Source organism: Mediterraneibacter agrestimuris (assembly GCF_943193195.1).
In the GTDB taxonomy this organism is placed as follows: domain Bacteria; phylum Bacillota; class Clostridia; order Lachnospirales; family Lachnospiraceae; genus Schaedlerella; species Schaedlerella agrestimuris.
Genome location: NZ_CALPDG010000006.1, coordinates 41,854 through 61,714, shown reverse-complemented (window position 1 = coordinate 61,714; position 19,861 = coordinate 41,854). Strand labels below are relative to the sequence as shown.

Sequence of the window (19,861 nt, the reverse complement as noted above, 5' to 3'; positions counted from 1 at the left end):
TCAGTTTCAGGAAGCTGTCAAGCTTTTTTTGTGTGAAAAAGTAACAAAAAAGAAGAATGGAATTTGTGGAAAAAGTAGAAAAACATAAAATATATTAAATTTACGACAGGTGTCGTATGGCGAAAAAACATAATTTATTAAAATGATTAAAACAAACAGTTAAAAAAATATAAACAGAAAGGAATAAAAATTATGTACAACAAATTAATGAAATGCTTAGCAAGTGTAAGAGAAAAAACTGATTTCGTACCGGAAATAGGTTTGATTTTAGGTTCAGGGCTTGGTGAGTTTGCAAATGAAATCGAAATCGCAGATACGATCAGTTACACAGAGATTGAAGGATTTCCAGTGTCAACAGTGAAAGGTCATGCGGGACGCTTTGTATTTGGTTATGTTGAAAAAACTCCTGTAGTGATCATGCAGGGACGTGTTCATTATTATGAGGGATATCCGATGCAGGACGTTGTTCTTCCGACACGTCTTATGGGGATGATGGGCGCAAAGAAAATTCTTTTAACAAATGCAGCCGGGGGGAGTAATGAAAACTTCAAACCGGGTGATCTGATGATTATCACAGACCATATCACAACAGGAGTTCCAAGCCCATTGATCGGACCAAACGTTGAAGAACTTGGAACAAGATTTCCTGATATGAGTGAAGTTTACAGTAAACGTCTTCAGGGAATAATTAAATCATGTGCTGCAGAACTTGGGCTTACAATGCAGGAAGGTGTATATGTACAGTTTACAGGACCGAACTACGAAACACCGGCAGAAGTCAGACTTGCACAGACCTGGGGAGGGGACGCAGTAGGTATGAGTACAGCGTGTGAGGCGATGGCAGCCCGTCACATGGGACTTGAAGTGTGTGGAATATCATGTATTACAAACATGGCAGCAGGAATTTCCAAAGTAGAACTGAATCACAAAGAAGTGCAGGAAACGGCTGACAGAGTGGCAAAAGATTTCAAGGCATTAGTTGCTAAGATTGTAGTAAATATGTAATTTATTTTTGCAAATCCATTGAAAAAGCGGTCTGTGAACAGAATGCGGATAGAATTTAGAAATGGTATAGTGCTTCGTAAAGAAAAAAATGTTACAATTATGGAAATAAATGTAACATTTCAGCGCAAGACCTTGCACTTGCTACAAAGTCTGTAAAAACGCATGATGGAAAAAAGAATAGAGGGTAAGCATGAAATCAAAAGAGCGCTTATACGAAATGATATCCAAAATGGAACGTGACAGAGGTGAATATTTAAAAAGATTATTCAAGAATATGCCGGAAGAGACTGCAAAGGAATTCTCTTATATTGAAGTGGAGAAAAATAAATATCTTATTCAGGCAGGAAAACCTTGTGAGACGGTATACTTTATCTTAAAGGGCAATGTGAGAGGAATGGATTACCTTAAGACAGGGCGTGCATTGTCTTTTATGGATTTTTCAAGAATGTACATTATAGGGGATTTTGAAGCATTTTCGGGGCATCAGGATTCTTGTATATCTGTATGTACGGCAGAAAAGTGTAAGCTGTTAAAAATTTCAGTGAATAATTATCTGCGCTGGATACAGCATGATGAAAATGCACTGCTTCTGAGACTTGAAAATATTCTCAAAATTTTACTCTTTGAAAAGAAAAGTGACAGGGAATATCTTGTTATGGGGTGTACGGACAGACTGGTCAGTTTTTTGGTGAGGTTCTATGAACGGGAATCAAAATCTCCGGAGGTGAGTGTGAAAATTGATTTTACACAAACAGAACTGGCTGATAAGATTGGATTTAATGTGCGCAGTGTTCAGAGAAGTATTGCTTCTTTAGAAGAAAAAGCAATGATTTCTGTTACAAAAGGCAAAATTGTTATGTCAGCCGGACAGTACGCACTGCTGAAAGAACGTGAAATTGAAAAAGAAAGAAGGAACTAAAATGGGAAAATATAAACGTATATTCACAATCGTTGTAGATTCTCTCGGAGTTGGAGCATTACCGGATGCTGCTGACTACGGCGATGTTGGAACAGATACGCTGGGACACATTTCTCAGTACAGAGATGAGTTTCACATACCGAATCTTCAGAAGATCGGTATGGCGAATCTTCATCCGTTAAAACAAGTTTCTCCTGTAGAAAATCCGCTTGGGTATTATACATATTTGCATGAAGCAAGTACCGGAAAGGATACAATGACAGGACATTGGGAAATGATGGGACTTCACATAACAACACCTTTCAGGACATTTACAGAGACAGGGTTTCCACAAGAACTACTGGATGAACTTTCAAAAAGAACAGGAAGAGTAATCATAGGCAACAAGAGTGCGAGCGGTACAGAAATTCTAGAGGAACTTGCAGAGGAAGAAATCGCAACAGGTCATATGATCGTGTATACATCCGCAGACTCGGTATTACAGATTTGCGGAAATGAGGAGACATTTGGGCTTGAAGAGTTATACCGCTGCTGTGAAATTGCCCGTGAAATTACAATGAAAGACGAATGGAAGGTTGGCCGTGTTATTGCCAGACCGTACGTTGGAAAGAAAAAGGGGGAATTCAAGCGTACGGCAAATCGCCATGATTATGCATTAAAACCATGTGGACAGACAGCGCTCAATGCATTGAAAGATGCTGGATATGATGTGATTTCAGTCGGAAAGATTTATGATATTTTCGACGGAGAAGGAGTTACAGAATCGAATAAATCGAAGAGTTCTGTACATGGTATGGAACAGACAATTGAAATCGCAAAGAGAGATTTCACGGGTCTTTGTTTTGTAAATCTTGTAGACTTTGACGCATTATGGGGGCATCGCCGTGATGCGGAAGGCTATGCACAGGAAATCGAAAAGTTTGATGTGAAATTAGGAAAATTATTAAGCTTATTAAATGATGATGATCTGGTGATCATTACAGCTGATCATGGAAATGATCCTACACATGCAGGGACAGATCATACAAGGGAAAGAGTTCCATTTGTTGCATACTCTCCATCTATGAAAGGATGCGGAAAATTAGATGATGCAGATACATTTGCGGTGATCGGCGCTACGATCGCTGATAATTTTGGTGTGGAAATGCCGGAGGGAACAATTGGAAGCTCAATCCTTGAAAATTTAAAATAAAGAAAACGGGGAAAATTAAAATGAAAATTTTGTTGAACGCACTTGGACTCGTATTTGTATTTGCGATTTGCTGGCTGCTTTCCTATAACCGTAAAGCTATCAAATGGAAAAATATTGGAATTATGTTTGCGGTAGAATTTATTATTGCATTCATTATTGTAAAACTTCCGATCGGACAGAAAATCGTAACAGTATTATCCGATGCTGTAACAGCCGTTATCAACTGCGGCAATGAGGGACTTGAATTTGTATTTGGCGATCTTTTCACAGGCGGTTCAACAGGCATGTATGTATTTATTGTACAGAGCCTGGGCAACATTATCTTTGTATCTTCATTAGTAAGCGCGTTATATTATCTTGGCGTTCTGGGATTCATTATTAAATGGATCGGCAAGGCAGTTGGTAAAGTAACTAAGACTACTGAAGTTGAAACATTTGTAGCTGTGGCAAATATGTTCTTAGGCCATACAGACAGCCCGATTTTAGTTGCAAAATATTTACCAAGATTAACGGATAGTGAAATCTTTGTAATTCTTGTATCGGGAATGGGAAGTATGTCAGCATCTATCCTTGGCGGATACTCGGCGCTGGGGATTCCGATGAGCAATCTTTTGATCGCAAGCGCTCTTGTACCGATCGGAAGCATCATGGTATCAAAGGTGATGTGTCCGCAGACAGAACAGGTGGAATCTATTTCAGAGGTTAAGATGGACAATAAGGGAAATAACACAAACGTTATCGATGCCCTTTCAGAAGGATGTAATACCGGAATTCAGATGGTCATCTCCATTGGTGCGTCTATCGTAGGATTTATGGGTGTGATGGCGATCTTTGATATGATTCTTGGAGTAGTGGGAATCAGTATGTCACAGATTTTTGGATATATTTTCGCGCCGTTCGGGTTTTTATTCGGATTTGAAGGGGCTGATATTATGACAGCGGGTACTTTGCTAGGACAGAAATTAATCCTTAATGAGTTTATCGCTTTTGGCAATCTGGCGCCATTACTTGAATCATTAGATGCCAGAACCGGTTTGGTAGCGATTATTTCACTTTGTGGTTTTGCAAACATTTCTTCTATGGGTATGTGTATCGGCGGGATTGGTGTTCTTTGTCCGGATAAGAGAGGAACAATTTCACGCCTCATCGTAAAAGCAACAATCGCAGGTGTATTTGTAAGTATTAACAGTGCTTTACTGGTAAGTATTGTTTCGTTATTTTAAGATATTTTAGAATTGTGGGAGCATGAAATGCGGATAGAAAGAAAGGAAATTACTATGGATCAGAAAAAAGTATTAGAAATCGTTGATCACACATTACTTGGTGTGACATCAACATGGGAGGAAATGAAAGTTATTCTTGATGATGCTATGAAATACGAAACGGCATCTGCCTGCATTCCTGCGTCATATGTAAAGGAAGCGGCAGAATATGTAAATGGTAAGCTGCCGATTTGTACAGTGATTGGTTTTCCGAACGGATACAGCACAACAGCAGTAAAAGTATTTGAGACAAAAGATGCGATTGCGAACGGTGCAGAAGAGATTGATATGGTGATCAATGTGTGCGCTCTTAAGAATAAGAGATATCAGGATATTGAAGATGAGATCCGTGCGGTTCACGAAGCATGCGGCGGGAAAATCTTAAAAGTAATCATTGAAACATGCTTACTTACAGAAGAAGAAAAGATTAAAATGTGCGAAATCGTTACAAATGCCGGGGCGGAATATATCAAGACTTCTACGGGATTTTCTACAGGCGGGGCAACATTTGATGATGTAGCGCTTATGAGAAAACATATTGGTAAAGATGTAAAAGTAAAAGCTGCGGGCGGTATTTCATCGTTTGATGACGCTGAAAAATTCATGAGCCTTGGTGCAGACAGACTGGGAACGAGCCGTTTGATTAAGATTATGAAAAATACAGACAACGGAACCGGATACTGAAAGGTAATAGTATAAAAAAAGGAGTAACAGTTCAGCCCAGGACTTTGCACTGGCTGCAAAGTCCGTGAAATAACGTATAGGTAGAGATGCATCAAGCCACCACGAAGTGGTTTTGCATGGCTTGATGCTTGTAACAGGAAGCCGAAGGCTGAACTGTTACTAAAAAGAAGTGCTGTCAAGAAAAAATACTTGACAGTACTTCTTTTTTCGTGTAAGATAGCAGAGGTGATAAAAGTGAATGATATTTTGGAACAGGCATTGCTGTATGATTTTTATGGAGAACTTCTCAATGCTCATCAGAAGGAAATTTACGAGCAGTTTGTGCTGGAGGATTTATCCTTGAGCGAGATTGCAGCAGATGCGGGTATCAGCCGTCAGGGTGTACATGATCTGGTGAAGCGGTGTCAGAAGACACTGGAAGGATATGAACAGAAACTGCATCTGGTGGAGAGATTTTTAAGCATTAAGAGAAATGTAGAAGAAATCAATGTAGTTTTGAGTGAGTATGAGAAGAACGGGCAGCAGCCGGAAGAAATGGCAGCAAGAATCCGAAAGATTTCGGATTTGATTATAGAGGAGTTATAGAATGGCATTTGATAGTTTAACAGAAAAACTTCAAAACGTGTTCAAGAATCTTCGGAGTAAGGGCAGGCTGACTGAAGAGGACGTAAAGGCAGCGCTTAAGGAAGTTAAGATGGCGCTTTTGGAAGCGGACGTCAATTTTAAGGTTGTGAAAGGATTTATCAAGAGTGTTCAGGAACGTGCGGTCGGTCAAGACGTGATGAATGGATTGAATCCGGGACAGATGGTAATTAAGATTGTAAATGAAGAGATGGTTTCTCTGATGGGTTCTGAGACAACAGAGATAGCGCTGCAGCCGGGGAGTGCGATAACGGTCATTATGATGGCTGGTCTGCAAGGGGCAGGTAAAACAACAACAACAGCGAAGCTGGCGGGGAAGTTTAAGCTGAAAGGCAAGAAACCGCTGCTGGCTGCCTGTGATGTCTATCGTCCCGCAGCGATCAAGCAGCTTCAGATTAACGGTGAGAAGCAGGGTGTGGAAGTATTTTCTATGGGGGATAAGATCAAACCTGCGGATATCGCCAGAGCGGCAATAGAACACGCTGTAAAAAACAAGAATAATATTGTGATCCTGGATACGGCGGGACGTCTTCATATAGACGAGGACATGATGACCGAGCTTCAGGAAATTAAAGAAGCGGTGAATGTACATCAGACAATTCTCGTTGTAGATGCGATGACGGGACAGGATGCAGTTAATGTAGCAGGAAGTTTCCATGAGAAGATTGGAATTGACGGTGTAATTTTAACGAAGTTAGATGGAGATACAAGGGGCGGTGCGGCGCTGTCCATTAAGGCAGTTACCGGAAGACCGATTCTCTATGTCGGTATGGGAGAGAAGCTGTCTGATCTGGAACAGTTTTATCCGGACAGGATGGCATCCCGTATTCTCGGAATGGGAGATGTGCTGACCTTAATTGAAAAGGCCGGCGCAGAACTGGATGAAGAAAAAGCCAGACAGATGGCACAGAAGATGAAGAAAGCTCAGTTCGACTATGAAGATTATCTGGAAAGTATGAGTCAGATGAGGAAGATGGGCGGACTTTCCAGTATACTCGGTATGATGCCGGGACTTGGGGCTATGGGCGGCAAGAATATGCCGGAGCTGGATTCTGAGGAGAATGAAAAGAAGATGGCTCGGATGGAAGCTATGATACAGTCTATGACTGTGGAAGAACGGCAGAATCCGGACTTACTCAATCCATCCAGGAAGCACCGGATCGCAAAAGGCGCGGGAGTTGACATAGCCGAAGTCAACCGGATGGTGAAGCAGTTCAATGAAACACGGAAGATGATGAAAAAGCTTCCGGGACTCATGGGCGGAAAGGGTGGTAAAAGAGGCAGATTTAATCTTCCCTTTTAACATATAAAATTACAACAATTATATCAAAAAAGAAAGAAGAGAGGTACAGTAAAATGGCAGTAAAGATCAGATTAAAGAGAATGGGACAGAAAAAGGCTCCTTTCTATAGAATCGTAGTAGCAGATTCCAGATCTCCGAGAGATGGAAAGTTCATCGAGGAAATCGGAACATATGATCCGAATCAGGATCCGAGCGTATTTAAAGTAGACGAGGAAGCAGCTAAGAGATGGCTCAACAATGGAGCTCAGCCGACAGAGGTTGTTGGAAAAATCTTCAAAGCAGCAGGTATCGAGAAATAATAGACCTTCCGTGGAGGTACGCGCAAATGAAAGAATTAGTAGAAGTAATTGCGAAAGCGTTGGTTGACAATCCGGACGGCGTGTCTGTAACAGAGAGACAGGACGGCAGAACCACAGTCATCGAAGTACGTGTGGCAGACGGTGACATGGGCAAAGTGATTGGAAAGCAGGGTCGTATTGCGAAAGCAATCCGCGCTGTTGTAAAAGCAGCCGCAGCAAAAGAAGATAAAAAAGTGGTTGTCGACATTATGCAGTGAACTTGAGGGGCTAGAAGTTTCAAGTGTTGTATGGCAACAGAAAAAGGGGCAGGAATCCATTTGGAAAGACTGCTCCTTTCTTAAACTGTAGAAATATATAAGTGAAATCTTTATCTACGGGTAAGGAAAGTTCGTGTAAGCGACAGATTTAATTTAGAGAAAAGCAGGAGAAACGAATGGAACAGTTATTGCAGGTGGGAGTGATTTCTTCCACACATGGAATCCGGGGAGAAGTCAAGGTATTTCCTACGACTGATGATGCCGGAAGATTTAAGAAATTAAAAGAAGTAATTTTGGATACAGGAAAAGAGCAGATTCCGTTGGAGATTCAGAGCGTGAAGTTTTTTAAACAGTTTGCTATTGTAAAATTCAAAGGAATCGATAATATAAATGATATTGAGATGTACAAAGGGAAAAGTCTGCTGGTCACCCGGGAAAATGCGGTGGAACTGGAGGAAGACGAGTACTATATTGCTGATCTGATCGGTATGAAGGTTGTGACAGACGAAGACGAGCAGGGAACTCTCCAGGATGTGATCGAAACCGGGGCAAATGAAGTCTACGTGGTACAGTTTGATAATCTGGGCGAGGTGCTGATTCCGGCGATCCATGATTGTATTTTAGATGTAGATGTGGAAAATATGGAAATGAGAGTACATTTGCTGGAGGGACTGATATAATGAATTTTCATATATTGACCTTATTCCCGGAAATGGTGATGAACGGTCTGAATACAAGTATTATCGGGCGTGCTGCAGCAAGAGCTCTTTTGTCTATTGAAGCGGTAAATATCCGTGATTATGCCTTTAACAAGCATCAAAGTGTGGACGATTATCCATACGGCGGGGGAGCCGGGATGCTGATGCAGGCAGAGCCGGTGTATCTGGCTTACAAAGCAGTGGAAGAAAAAATCCGGGTATGGCAACAGACCGAAGAAATGGGCGGAGAACAGACCTCTACAACAGATTTCGTTGAACAGGAGAATATGCAGTCCGGTGAAGTGGGGATGACAGAGGCAAAGAGTGAGAAACAAAAAAAACTTCGAGTAGTATATCTCTCTCCCCAAGGAGATACCTTTACTCAGAAGATGGCAGAAGAGCTGGCGCAGGAAGAGGATCTGGTATTGCTCTGCGGTCATTATGAAGGAATTGATGAACGTGTGCTGGAGGAGATCGTAACGGATTATGTGTCGATCGGAGATTATGTTCTGACCGGAGGTGAGCTTCCGGCGATGGTTATGGTAGATACCATATCCCGGCTCGTACCGGGAGTGCTGCATAATGATGTGTCAGCAGAGTTTGAGTCTTTTCAGGATAATTTATTGGAATATCCACAGTATTCCAGACCGGAAGAATGGCATGGAAAAAAGGTTCCGGAAATTTTGTTGTCCGGACATCATGCAAATATTGAAAAGTGGAGACGGGAACAGTCTATTCTTCGGACAAAGGAGAGAAGACCAGATTTATTGGAAAAATGTAATCTGACAGATAAAGAAAAGAAGTGGCTGGCAGAAATATGTAACGATTCAGCCCATTGAAAAGTCGCCTGACGGCGAGGGCTGGATGCCTTGCAGAGGGGTGCAAGGTACCGTGAACAGTAACTTCATAGTCACTGAATATCAACAAATGTTTCAAAACCTCTTGCAACTTCCAGAGGAATGTGATAAAATACAACAGTTGTTTGTGTAAAGAAGAGCGATGGTCCTCTGGCACCGAACAGGCGAGTGTTAAGAACGTCAAAGATTTAAGGAGGTCACACAATGAACGATATTATTAAGAACATTGAAGCTGAGCAGATCAAAGAGAATGCTCCGGAATTCAAAGTTGGTGATACTGTTAGAGTACACGCTAAGATTAAAGAGGGTAACCGTGAGAGAATTCAGATTTTTGAAGGAACTGTTCTGAAGAGACAGGGCGGCGGAGTCAGAGAGACTTTCACAGTCAGAAAGACATCCAATGGTGTTGGTGTTGAGAAGACATGGCCGATTCACTCTCCACACGTAGAAAAAGTTGAAGTTGTCCGCAGAGGTAAAGTAAGAAGAGCAAAACTGAACTACTTAAGAGGACGTGTTGGTAAGAGAGCGAAAGTAAAAGAATTAGTAAAATAGTAACAACATTGAGAGGGGCAATTACAGATTTGTAAATTGTCTCTTTTTCTATAGAGAGGCGTTTAAATGGCAGATAAGGGACTTCATAAAAAGCGAAAAGCGGCAAACAAAAAAGGACACAGACAAAAAAGAACACAGAATGTGAAACGTGCAAATGCACGCAAAAGGAAACATTTGCGCCGGAAGCATAAGAAGAATGGATTACAGCTGCATTTTCCAAAGGAGAAATTGAAATTGGCTGCCCAGAATCCGAAGGAAATCACACGATGGACAGTAGAAATTGTAGTAGTCTGCCTGCTTGCGGTGATTTTGGTGCTGTCGTTCGGTCAGAGAGTGAGTATTGCGGGAGATGCCATGAGTCCGGCTTTGAAAAATGGAGATGTACTGCTCATCAATCGCCTGGTATATAATTCAAGAAAACCTGAACGAGGAGAGATTATCGCTTTTAAGCCAGGGGGGAATGAGAATGCACATTATACCATCAAACGTGTAGTGGGACTACCCGGAGAGACTGTACAGATTAAGAACGGACAGGTGTATATCAATGGGGAAATTCTGGTGAAAAATATTTACTGCTATGAAATTACTACGCCGGGAGTTGCGGAAAAGCCGATTGAACTGGGGGAAAACGAGTATTTTGTGCTTGGAGACAATCACGAGAGCAGTGATGACAGCCGTATGGCAGACGTGGGGAATGTTCACAGGGAAGATATTTACGGCAAAGTCTGGTTTGTTGCCAATTTTGGTCCGGACTTTGGCTTTGTTGACAAGCATACGGTAAAGTAGTCCAATGGACTATTGCGAGCGAAGTAAGACAGGAGGAAAGAAATGCATTTTCAGTGGTATCCAGGTCATATGACCAAAGCAAAACGAATGATGCAGGAAAACATGAAGCTGATCGATCTGGTAATCGAGCTTGTGGATGCGCGAGTGCCCTTGAGCAGCCGGAATCCGGATATTGATGAGCTGGGAAAGAATAAAGCAAGATTAATTCTGTTAAATAAATCAGATTTGGCAGAAGAAAAGTGGAATGATGCATGGATGGAATATTTCAAAGGGATGGGATTTTCTGTTGTTAAAGTGAATGCAAAGAAAGGAAGCGGAATCAAGTCCATCAACAGTGTGATTCAGGAAGCTTGTAAAGAAAAAATTGAGCGGGACAAAAGGCGGGGAATACTGAACCGTCCGGTACGTGCAATTGTGGTTGGAATCCCGAATGTAGGGAAATCTACATTTATCAATGCACTGGCTGGAAAAGCCTGTACAAAAACAGGCAATAAGCCGGGTGTCACAAAAGGGAAACAGTGGATCCGTCTGAACAAAAATGTGGAATTGCTGGATACACCTGGGATTCTCTGGCCGAAATTTGAGGATCAGGTGGTAGGCTTACGTCTTGCCTATATTGGATCCATTAAGGATGAGATTCTTCATACAGAAGAATTGGCAGCAGAGCTGACGAAGTTCCTTGTGAAGGAATACAGCGGAATACTTGCCGGAAAATATGAGATTGCGGAAGTGGAGGATGGATTCGGGAATCTGCGCAGTATTGCTAAGAGCAGACACTGCCTGGTCAAAGGAAATGAATTGGATACAGAGAAAGCGGCAAAGCTTTTGCTGGATGATTTCCGAAACGGACGTCTGGGAAGAATCACGCTGGAGACTCCGGAGGAATCCGGAGAATAGATAAAAAGGTAACAGAAAGAAGGAAGACTGACATGGAAGAGGGAAAAGGAATTCTGAGAGAGTTGCTGGAATGGATTGTCTTTTTACTGATTATTATCGGAGCGACTTATTTGATCATTACCTATGTTGGACAGCGTACTAAGGTGAGCGGACAATCCATGGAGACAACGCTGCATGACGGAGACAATCTGATCGTAGATAAGATTTCTTATCGTTTCCGTGAACCAGAACGTTTTGAGATTATTGTATTTCCATACCAACATAAAGAAAATACTTATTATATTAAGCGTATTATAGGCTTGCCGGGAGAAACTGTTCAGGTAGTAGAAGGCTGTGTATATATTGACGGAGAGCCGTTGGATGAGCATTATGGCAATGAACTGATGGAAAATGCGGGGCTTGCAGAGGAGCCGATTGTTCTTGGAGAAGATGAATACTTCGTACTGGGAGATAATCGAAATCACAGTTCTGACAGCCGTGAGCCAAGTGTTGGAGTCCTTCATAGGGAAGACTTGCTGGGAAGAGCATGGATCCGTATCTGGCCGCTGAATAAATTTGGGGTGATCAGGCATGAGTAAGAGCATTTCCGAGATTAAGAAGGAGTTTGAACAGACAGAGGATAGGGCAGCATTGTATATACAATATGCAGAAGATAAAAGAGCCGGAGTCCGAAATCTGATCATAAAATATCAGAAGCAGGAACAACGTCTCCGGGCAGAACGGGCAAGGCTGGATCAGATGTGGAGTTATGAACGCCAGTATGCGGACTGTACTTATATCTGCGGTATTGACGAGGCAGGCAGAGGACCGCTGGCAGGACCGGTGGTAGCCGGGGCAGTGATCTTGCCGAAGGATTGTGAAATCTTATACCTCAATGACTCCAAAAAGCTCTCAGCAAAAAAGCGGGAAGAACTTTACGAAGAGATTATGGAAAAAGCAGTTGCTACAGGAATTGGGATGGCATCTCCCGCAAGGATTGATGAGATTAATATTTTGCAGGCAACTTACGAAGCCATGCGTACTGCCATTGAGCAGTTAGGTATGACTCCCGATGTGCTGTTAAATGATGCAGTGACCATTCCAGAGATATTGATTCCTCAAGTGCCGATTATTAAAGGAGATGCAAAGAGCGTATCCATTGCGGCATCGAGCATTTTGGCAAAGGTAACGAGGGACCGGCTGATGATTCAGTATGATAAGATTCTGTCGGGTTACGGATTTGCACAAAATAAGGGATATGGCTCAGCAGAGCATATTCAGGCATTGAAGGAATTGGGACCGACCCCGATTCACAGAAAAAGCTTTATCAAAAAGTTTGTGTAACAGTGCTGCTGGAGGGCTGGACTGTTATGTGTCATCATAGAAGAAAAACAACATATGAACCAAAGAGAAATAGGAAGCAAGTACGAACATATAGCGGGGCGTTATCTGGAACAGAAGGGTTACAGAATTTTGGAATACAATTATCATTGCCGCCGGGGAGAAATTGATTTAATCGCACAAGATGGAGAATACCTTGTATTTTGTGAAGTTAAGTACCGGAGGGGACGTATGACAGGTAGTCCGGTAGAAGCTGTTGATGTGTACAAACAGAGGAAGTTGTGGAAGACTGCAGAATACTATCTGTTAAGACACAGATTATATAACGTGCCATGCCGATTTGATGTGATCGGGATTGAGGACAGCAAAATCACTTTGATTAAAAACGCATTTGAAGAGAACAGTTTGTTTTAGAAGGCGGGAAGAGAATTGTGGTTGTACATAGATTGCAGAAAGAATCAGAAAAGGGGAAAATATGGCAGTAGAATTGAAGTGGAAAAATCAATCGCATAGCATGCGGCTCGCAGAGGGGAGAGTTCCTTATTTGGAATACCCGATGTTTGCGGACAGCGGAATTGTCCGGCATGGATTTTCTACCCGCTTAGGCGGTGTAAGTGAAGGCTGCTATGCGTCTATGAACTTGAGTTTTACGAGAGGTGATAATGAGGAGTATGTGCGGGAAAATTTTCACAGAATAGCAGAAGCAATTGGGGTTCGCTGCGAGGATATGGTATTTTCTCAACAGACTCATACGACCAATGTGCGTGTAGTAACGGATGCTGACCGGGGGATGGGAATCCTGCGTCCGTTGGAATATACCGATGTGGACGGACTGGTGACGAATGTACCGGGAATCTGCCTTGTGACGTTTTATGCAGACTGCGTACCGCTATTCTTTCTAGATTCGGTGAAACATGTTATCGGACTGAGCCATTCAGGCTGGAGAGGTACTGTCGGTAAGATCGGTAAGGCAACCGTAGAGTTGATGAAGAAAGAATACGGCTGTGAGCCGGAGAATATTCTGGCGGCTGTGGGACCGTCTGTCTGTCAGGACTGCTACGAGGTAAGTGAAGAAGTGATAGATCAATTCCGTGCAAATTTCAAAGAAGAGGATTGGGACAGCTTATTTTACAGAAAAGCGAATGGCAGATACCAGTTGGATTTATGGAAAGCGAACGAACTTATTTTCAAAGAGACGGGAATAACAGAGGAACATATTGCAGTGACAAATATTTGCACACACTGTAACAGTGATGTATTGTATTCACACCGTACGATGGGAGATAAGCGGGGGAATCTGGCAGCATTTTTATCATTAAAGAGTGAAGTGTAAAATGTATTGGCATGTGGCTGTGCAATGTGGCGCACAGCTTAGGAAGGAACAGAAAGGAGACTGTATATGGAGACAACATCGGATATTATCCAGGAATCTGCGGAAGCTTCTGTAAATGAAATGCAGTCGGAGATGAATAGTTTTATACAGTATATACAGGATCATATCCCGGACATGGTGTCCTTTGGAATCCGTCTTTTGATCGCTTTGCTAATTTTTGCAGTTGGACGGATCGTGATTCAGATTATCAGGAAAAGCGTGCGTCTTTCTATTGAAAGAACTCATGCAGATGCCGGAGTAGCACAATTTACGGATTCACTGTTAAAATTCGGACTGTATGTTTTTTTGATCATTATCGTGGCGGGTAATCTGGGAATGGAAATGACGTCTATTACGGCTTTATTTGCGGCGGCAGGCGTTGGTATTTCACTTGCGCTGCAGGGAACGCTGTCCAATTTGGCAGGCGGTATACAGATTTTGGTTTTGAAGCCATTTGCAGTCGGCGATTACATCATCGAAGATACAAATAAAAATGAGGGTACGGTCAAAGAAATTAAAGTGTTTTATACAAAGCTGTCTACACTGGATAACCGTACGATCGTCATTCCCAATGGAATTTTGACGGGGAATAGTCTGACGAATGTGACGGCGAAGGATGAGCGTCAGTTAGATCTGAAGATTGGTATTTCGTATGAATCTGATTTGAAAAAAGCAAAATATTTGTTGGAAACAATGCTGGAGAAGAATGCAAATATCATCAAAGAAGAGGAGTGCAGGGTGTTTGTGGATTCACTCGGCGACAGCGCGGTAATTATCGGCGTCCGTGCATGGGTCAAAACCGAGGAGTACTGGATGACCAGATGGAAGGTGCTGGAAGACATAAAGCTTATGTTTGACGCAGAGGGTATCGAGATTCCGTATCACCAGTTGAAGGTGCATATGAGTCGGGAATCTGGCAATAAGCTGAATTATTAAAAAGATAGAGAATATAAAAAAGTAGCAAAAATTCTGTATTTTGAATTTTTGCTGTTTTTAATTTGGAATATCTGTATAGAAAGCCGAAAATCGGACTTGAACCGACGACCCCTTCATTACGAGTGAAGTGCTCTACCGACTGAGCTATTTCGGCATAAAACAGATCTTTTCTATTATAGCGTCTTTATATAAAAAATTCAATACTTTTTTATAAAAATTTCCCCTACCCTACACCTGTATATTGTATTGAACTTCCACTGAAATTCCCCGCAGCCCGAAGGAATTATGAGTACTTTTTGGATATTTTTTGTTCCCTGAAATATTTAGGCGACATTCCATATACATTTTTGAATGTACGTGAGAAATGAAGCTGATTTTCATATCCCACAGCATTTCCGATTTCATTTATAGAGAAATTGGTGGTGATCAGAAGCTGTGCGGCCCGGGACATCCGATATTTGATTAGATATTCTTGGGGCCCTTGTCCGATTCTTTCTTTAAATATTTTTAAAAGTTTGTTTCGATGTATATTGCATTTTGCAGCAATAGATTCTACCGAGATATTGTTCATAAAATTTTTTTCAATATATAAAAATGCAGTTTGCAGATAATAGTCGGAGAATGAGCCGTTGGAGCTTAAAATAGTGACAGGTTTTTCGGTAGCGCGAATCAGGCAGTCTGCAAAATCATATAATCGGGATTGTTTATAAAAATGTGTGCCTTCTGCAGGTGAAGCTAATGCCATCATGGTTTCGCAAAGTTTACGGGCAAGTATCTTATCGGAAGATTTCCAGATAGGAGAATCTACAGAAAATCCGGCCATGGAAATAACCTCCGAGGCATAGACACCGTCAAATTCAATCCAGACATATTCCCATGGATGGTTTTTATCTGCCCAATATGTCGTGACTTGCCCGGGGAAAATCAGAAATCCCTGCCCGGTATGAATGTGAAAATGTCGTTCGCATTTCATCTCGTCTTCAGTCATCAATGTTCCTGCGCCTGATATTACATAATGAAATAAATAATGGTTTCTCGTGCATGGTCCGAAAGATGCAGCCCCATCATTGTCGGCGTATCCTGCCTGATACGGGTTTAGATCAAGAAAGTTTTCATTTGGAAAAAGATAAAATAATCCCGGCTTCATAATGAATAATCCTCCAGTGTATAATAGAATTATTTTTAGTATATACCAAAATGCACCTAAATGTATACCATTTTTTTAAGCAGTGCATTTTGGTATAAGATGAGGTTCATGAAGCTATGTAGAGAAATACATTATATTGCTAAACTATATCTACAATTGGTTGTTGCTCCGGCGGCAGTAGCTATGGTGTGGAGATGGATGTTCAATTCAGAGTATGGGATAATCAATACAATATTTCATATTGATGCAGGCTGGACGACAAATCCGCAGCTGGTGATTCCAACAGTTGCGATTGTAGCAATTTGGAGTGCTGTTGGATATGATGCTGTATTGTTGCTTTCGGGGATTCAGAATATTTCAAAAAGTTATTATGAGGCTGCGGGACTGGATGGATGTACAAAGCTGCAGCAATTTCGATATATAACGCTGCCCATGGTATCTCCTACTTTGTTTGTAGTGTTGATTATGCGATTAATGGCCTCATTAAAGGTGTATGATCTAATTTACATGATGATTGGAGAAGGAAACCCGGCACTGAGTAAATCACAGTCATTGATTTATCTGTTTTACAGAGAATCTTTCATTAAAGGCAATAAGGGGTATGCGTCAGCCATTGTCATTGCAACGGTGCTGTTGATCGGAATCATCACAGCTGTTCAGTTTTTAGGACAGAAAAAATGGGTTAATTATGAAGTATAGGAGGCAGACGACATGAAAAAGAAAAAAACATTGTCAACCGTATTGATTTATGTTGTCCTGATAATCGGGTCGCTGATGATGGTATTCCCATTTATCTGGATGTTACTTACGGCAGTTAAGACAAATGCGGAGGTACTTCAGATACCTCCAACTATTCTGCCGCAAAATTGGAATTTTGCTTCTTTTGGAAAAGTATTTGACCTCCTTCCTTTTGGTCAACTGTACCTGAATACAGGTCTTATGATATTGTTTCGCGTATTATGTGCGGTAATTTTCAGTTCTATGGCAGGATATGCTTTTGCAAAAATAAATTTTAAAGGAAAAAATATACTGTTTACACTTGTAATTGTACAGCAGATGATTCCGGGACAGATTTTTATCATTCCACAGTATGAAATGGTGGCAGCGTTGGGAATAACGGATACGATACTTTCGCTTGTATTTCCTGGATTGGTGAGCGCCTTTGGTACATTCTTCTTAAGGCAGGCATACATGGGAATTCCGGATGAGATTGCAGAGGCGGCTTATTTGGATGGGTGTAACCGATGGCAGATTTTTACAAAAGTTATGTTTCCGCTTACGAAGTCTTCAGTGGCTGCTCTGACTGTGTTTACGGCAGTATTTTCTTATGCAGATTTGATGTGGCCTCTGGTTGCGAACACGAATATCAATTCGACTACATTGTCTGCCGGACTTTCAACATTAAACAGTCTGTCAGGCACAAACTATCCGGTACTGATGGCAGGATCTTTATTTGCAATGCTGCCAATGGTAATTCTGTATCTGATTTTCCAGAAACAGTTTATTGAAGGTGTTGCAATGACAGGGGGAAAATAGAAAGGGATAATTTATGGAACTTATTACATTGCATACAAGAAATACGACTTATCAGATGGGAATAGATGAGATGGGATTTCTGCTTCATTTATATTATGGACCGAAGGCGGAGGGGGATATGAGTTTTTTACTTACCTATGCTGATCGGGGATTTTCAGGGAATCCTTATGATGCCGGGGAAAACAGAACTATTTCTATGGATGTCTTTCCGCTGGAGTATCCGTGCTGCGGAAATGGGGACTTCCGCAGCGCGGCATTTAATGTCCGGGATAAGCAAGGTGTTTTTGGCGTAGATTTGAGATTTCAGCAATACAGCACAAAACCAGGGAAGTATAATATTCCCGGACTTCCGGCAGTCTATACGGATGAGAAAGAAGCATATACTATGGAAATTATATTGACGGATGAGAGATTGAGTCTGGAAGTTGTGCTTCGTTATGGCGTGCTGCCTGAACTTGATGTTATTACAAGAAGTGTAATTGTACGTAATCAAGGAAATGAGACAGTATTTATCAATAAGGTATATAGTGCTTGTATAGATTTTCTTGGCGGAAATCATGAACTTTTACATTTTTATGGCAGGCATACTATGGAGAGAAACTTGGAACGAATTCCTGTGATTCATGGAAAACAACAGTTTGGAAGCCGGAGGGGGATGTCCAGTCATCAACACAATCCGTTTTTTATTCTGGCAGGTGAGGAAACAACAGAGGATTACGGGTCCTGTTATGGGATGGCATTCTTATACAGCGGTAATTTTTCCTTTGAGGCGGAAAAAGATCAATACCATCAGACCAGGATACAAATAGGACTTCTCGATGAAATGTTTGATTATTCTCTTGATCCGGGCGAAACATTTTACAGTCCGGAGGCGGTGCTTGCTTATAGCTCCAAAGGATTGACTGCATTGTCACATATTTACCATGAGTTGATACAGGAGCATGTATGTCGTGGAAAATATAAGCATGCTGCGCGGCCGGTTCTGATTAATAGCTGGGAAGCTGCTTACATGGATTTTGATGGCGATAAAATTATAGACATCGCCCGAAAGGCAGCAAAATTGGGGATTGATATGGTGGTTCTGGATGATGGATGGTTCGGGAATAGAGATACTGACCAAAGCGGTCTGGGAGATTGGAAAGTTAACGAAAAGAAGCTGGGAGGTTCACTTTCAAGGATTGCGGATGCAGTCAATGAACTTAATATGAAATTCGGGTTATGGATTGAGCCGGAAATGGTGAATGAGGATAGTGAACTGTATCGAAAGCACCCGGATTGGGCATTTGTCATACCGGGGCGGCTTCCGGTAAGAGGCAGAAGCCAGCTTGTACTCGACTTTTCCAGAAAGGAAGTTGTGGATTATATTTATGATAATATCGTAAAGGTAATCAGTTCAGCAAATATAGAGTACATAAAAATGGATATGAACCGAAGTATTTGTGATGTATTTACTATAACAGAGGGGTATCAGAATTACGGGAAGATTATGCACGAGTATGTATTGGGGGTATATGATTTCCTTGAGCGGCTGAACCAGAATTTTCCAGATATACTTATTGAGGGATGCAGTGGCGGCGGAGGCAGATTTGATATGGGTATGTTATACTATACGCCTCAAATCTGGTGCAGTGATGATACAGATGCTATTGAACGGATTCGTATCCAGCATGGTACTTCATTCTGTTATCCGCCGGGAACAATGGCATCTCATGTTTCTGCTGCGCCCAATCATCAGACAGGACGGACAGTTGAGTTTAAAACAAGAGGAGTGGTTGCAATGGCGGGAAGTTTTGGGTATGAACTTGACCTGAACCTTTTAACAGACCAAGAGGAGCGGGAAGTAAAAGAACAAATCAGAACTTATAAAAGAGATGAAAAATTAGTACGGGGTGGTGATTATTATAGACTTCATACTCCGGGAAAGGATGTGGAAGCAGCGGCATGGTCTTTTGTGAGTAAAAAGAAGGATGAGGCTTTATTAAACATTGTAACACTTGACACGCATGGGAATGAGCCTACAAATTATGTGCGCATGAAGGGGTTAGAGCCCCATATAATGTACTATTGTAAAGAGACAAATAAGTGTTACAGTGGTGCTGTACTGATGCATGTTGGGTATCCTGTACCACTTGTAATGGGGGAATATAAGGCATGGCAGTTCCATTTTGATGCTGAGAATGCGTGATGAAGTGTATAA

At 41.7% G+C, this 19,861-nt stretch carries 22 protein-coding genes, 1 tRNA gene and 1 pseudogene; 22 read left to right on the top strand and 2 right to left on the bottom strand.

The genetic code is table 11. From position 1 onward, the window contains the following. Window positions 1-192 precede the first annotated feature (192 nt). From NFS18_RS05005 to NFS18_RS04915, 19 genes are all read left to right on the top strand, one after another. On the top strand, window positions 193-1,005 hold the full coding sequence (locus NFS18_RS05005; protein WP_251388573.1) for a purine-nucleoside phosphorylase: 813 nt from the start codon (window positions 193-195) through the stop codon (window positions 1,003-1,005). Window positions 1,006-1,195: 190 nt separating this feature from the next. Then, complete coding sequence (locus tag NFS18_RS05000; RefSeq protein ID WP_251388572.1) at window positions 1,196-1,924, top strand: Crp/Fnr family transcriptional regulator; 729 nt, start codon at window positions 1,196-1,198, stop codon at window positions 1,922-1,924. A gap of 1 nt (window position 1,925) precedes the next feature. After that, a complete protein-coding gene (locus NFS18_RS04995) occupies window positions 1,926-3,116 on the top strand; it encodes a phosphopentomutase (RefSeq protein ID WP_251388570.1) in 1,191 nt (396 codons plus the stop codon). Window positions 3,117-3,136: 20 nt separating this feature from the next. Continuing rightward, window positions 3,137-4,339 (top strand): NupC/NupG family nucleoside CNT transporter, encoded by a 1,203-nt coding sequence (locus NFS18_RS04990; protein WP_251388568.1) that lies wholly within the window; start codon window positions 3,137-3,139, stop codon window positions 4,337-4,339. A gap of 54 nt (window positions 4,340-4,393) precedes the next feature. After that, window positions 4,394-5,062, top strand: a complete 669-nt coding sequence (gene deoC / locus NFS18_RS04985) for a deoxyribose-phosphate aldolase (protein ID WP_251388566.1) — start codon at window positions 4,394-4,396, stop codon at window positions 5,060-5,062. A gap of 234 nt (window positions 5,063-5,296) precedes the next feature. After that, window positions 5,297-5,647 carry a YlxM family DNA-binding protein gene (ylxM, locus tag NFS18_RS04980; protein WP_251388564.1) on the top strand — a complete coding sequence of 117 codons (351 nt, stop codon included), beginning with the start codon at window positions 5,297-5,299 and terminating at the stop codon, window positions 5,645-5,647. A 1-nt stretch (window position 5,648) separates the two neighbouring features. After that, a complete protein-coding gene (ffh, locus tag NFS18_RS04975) occupies window positions 5,649-7,007 on the top strand; it encodes a signal recognition particle protein (protein WP_251388563.1) in 1,359 nt (452 codons plus the stop codon). 53 nt (window positions 7,008-7,060) lie between these two features. Beyond that, window positions 7,061-7,306, top strand: a complete 246-nt coding sequence (gene rpsP, locus NFS18_RS04970; RefSeq protein WP_251388561.1) for a 30S ribosomal protein S16 — start codon at window positions 7,061-7,063, stop codon at window positions 7,304-7,306. Between the two features lie 26 nt (window positions 7,307-7,332). Next, window positions 7,333-7,563, top strand: a complete 231-nt coding sequence (locus tag NFS18_RS04965) for a KH domain-containing protein (protein WP_251388558.1) — start codon at window positions 7,333-7,335, stop codon at window positions 7,561-7,563. Between the two features lie 176 nt (window positions 7,564-7,739). Beyond that, on the top strand, window positions 7,740-8,243 hold the full coding sequence (rimM, locus tag NFS18_RS04960; protein ID WP_251388556.1) for a ribosome maturation factor RimM: 504 nt from the start codon (window positions 7,740-7,742) through the stop codon (window positions 8,241-8,243). After that, complete coding sequence (gene trmD, locus NFS18_RS04955) at window positions 8,243-9,100, top strand: tRNA (guanosine(37)-N1)-methyltransferase TrmD (protein ID WP_251388554.1); 858 nt, start codon at window positions 8,243-8,245, stop codon at window positions 9,098-9,100. The genes rimM and trmD overlap by 1 nt, the downstream gene beginning before the upstream one ends. Before the next feature lie 222 nt (window positions 9,101-9,322). Continuing rightward, a complete protein-coding gene (gene rplS, locus NFS18_RS04950) occupies window positions 9,323-9,670 on the top strand; it encodes a 50S ribosomal protein L19 (RefSeq protein WP_251388552.1) in 348 nt (115 codons plus the stop codon). Window positions 9,671-9,736: 66 nt separating this feature from the next. Further along, complete coding sequence (lepB, locus tag NFS18_RS04945; RefSeq protein ID WP_251388550.1) at window positions 9,737-10,456, top strand: signal peptidase I; 720 nt, start codon at window positions 9,737-9,739, stop codon at window positions 10,454-10,456. Window positions 10,457-10,498: 42 nt separating this feature from the next. Then, window positions 10,499-11,353, top strand: a complete 855-nt coding sequence (ylqF, locus tag NFS18_RS04940; protein ID WP_251388548.1) for a ribosome biogenesis GTPase YlqF — start codon at window positions 10,499-10,501, stop codon at window positions 11,351-11,353. A gap of 32 nt (window positions 11,354-11,385) precedes the next feature. Next, window positions 11,386-11,931: a signal peptidase I gene (gene lepB / locus NFS18_RS04935; protein ID WP_251388546.1), complete on the top strand. Its 546-nt coding sequence runs from the start codon at window positions 11,386-11,388 to the stop codon at window positions 11,929-11,931. Further along, complete coding sequence (locus NFS18_RS04930) at window positions 11,924-12,676, top strand: ribonuclease HII (RefSeq protein ID WP_251388545.1); 753 nt, start codon at window positions 11,924-11,926, stop codon at window positions 12,674-12,676. Before lepB (NFS18_RS04935) ends, NFS18_RS04930 begins: the two co-directional genes overlap by 8 nt. A gap of 54 nt (window positions 12,677-12,730) precedes the next feature. Then, complete coding sequence (locus NFS18_RS04925) at window positions 12,731-13,087, top strand: YraN family protein (RefSeq protein ID WP_251388543.1); 357 nt, start codon at window positions 12,731-12,733, stop codon at window positions 13,085-13,087. A 61-nt stretch (window positions 13,088-13,148) separates the two neighbouring features. Then, entirely contained in the window at window positions 13,149-14,006 is an 858-nt protein-coding gene (gene pgeF, locus NFS18_RS04920; RefSeq protein WP_251388540.1) for a peptidoglycan editing factor PgeF, read from the top strand. A 66-nt stretch (window positions 14,007-14,072) separates the two neighbouring features. Further along, window positions 14,073-14,981, top strand: a complete 909-nt coding sequence (locus NFS18_RS04915) for a mechanosensitive ion channel family protein (RefSeq protein WP_251388537.1) — start codon at window positions 14,073-14,075, stop codon at window positions 14,979-14,981. Between the two features lie 81 nt (window positions 14,982-15,062). Here the strand turns inward: NFS18_RS04915 and NFS18_RS04910 are convergent. Continuing rightward, window positions 15,063-15,135: transfer RNA gene (locus tag NFS18_RS04910), tRNA-Thr, on the bottom strand. Between the two features lie 129 nt (window positions 15,136-15,264). Beyond that, window positions 15,265-16,128, bottom strand: coding sequence for an AraC family transcriptional regulator (locus NFS18_RS04905; protein ID WP_251388535.1), 864 nt, complete (start codon window positions 16,126-16,128; stop codon window positions 15,265-15,267). 150 nt (window positions 16,129-16,278) lie between these two features. On the opposite strand from NFS18_RS04905, the pseudogene NFS18_RS04900 reads away from it, so the two are divergent. The 3 genes and pseudogenes from NFS18_RS04900 to NFS18_RS04890 all read left to right on the top strand — a co-directional run. Further along, window positions 16,279-16,827 (top strand): annotated as a pseudogene (locus tag NFS18_RS04900) (carbohydrate ABC transporter permease); the annotation flags it as partial. A gap of 12 nt (window positions 16,828-16,839) precedes the next feature. Then, complete coding sequence (locus tag NFS18_RS04895) at window positions 16,840-17,664, top strand: carbohydrate ABC transporter permease (RefSeq protein WP_251388534.1); 825 nt, start codon at window positions 16,840-16,842, stop codon at window positions 17,662-17,664. A gap of 13 nt (window positions 17,665-17,677) precedes the next feature. After that, window positions 17,678-19,849 carry an alpha-galactosidase gene (locus tag NFS18_RS04890; RefSeq protein ID WP_251388532.1) on the top strand — a complete coding sequence of 724 codons (2,172 nt, stop codon included), beginning with the start codon at window positions 17,678-17,680 and terminating at the stop codon, window positions 19,847-19,849. Window positions 19,850-19,861: the final 12 nt, after the last annotated feature.